The 577-nt window shown below is 59.1% G+C and carries 1 protein-coding gene; it reads left to right on the top strand.

The window, feature by feature from the left end:
- The coding region (locus J8G26_RS19130) for an EAL domain-containing protein (RefSeq protein ID WP_210570846.1) at positions 1-375 on the top strand (375 nt) is incomplete at its 5' end.
- Positions 376-577: the final 202 nt, after the last annotated feature.

Raw genomic sequence — 577 nt, 5'->3', positions numbered from 1 at the left:
GTGTTCGACCGGCTCTGCGCTTTGGGCTTCAGCATTGCGCTGGACGATTTTGGCACCGGCTACTCATCGCTGTCTTATCTGCGCCAGCTGCCGGTGTCGCGCCTGAAGATCGACCGCGAGTTCATCCGCCAGGTCACGCACAACGACCATGATGCCGTGCTGGTGCGCGCCGTGATCGCGATGGCCCACACTTTGGGCCTGCCGGTGGTGGCGGAGGGCGTGGAAGACGCCGCGCAACTGGCGTTCCTGCGCAACAATGGGTGCGAAAGCTACCAGGGATGGTTGTTTGCCAAGGCCGTGCCTGCAGCGGATATTTCTCGCATGCTCGGCGGTTCCACCCGCCCGTCAGCATTGGAGCAACGCTATTTTGCTTAGCGGCTTGCACTTTCAAAATCAACGACAGCGCTTTTTGCATCAGCACATAATGCTCATTTTTTAATAGCATTCAATACACACACTGGCAGCAGCCATCGCCAGGCCCATGTGCAGCAGGTCGGTTGGAGCCTGACCTCAGAGTTTGGGAATGCGAATCCGGCTCTTTGCCCATGGCTTTGCCCGCGCTCGCTGCGGCGACTGT

The sequence above is a fragment of the Acidovorax sp. JG5 genome, assembly GCF_017939685.1.
Classification (GTDB): domain Bacteria; phylum Pseudomonadota; class Gammaproteobacteria; order Burkholderiales; family Burkholderiaceae_C; genus Acidovorax.
Note: the sequence above shows the minus strand (reverse complement) of the source record. Positions and strands in the feature narration are given on the sequence as shown.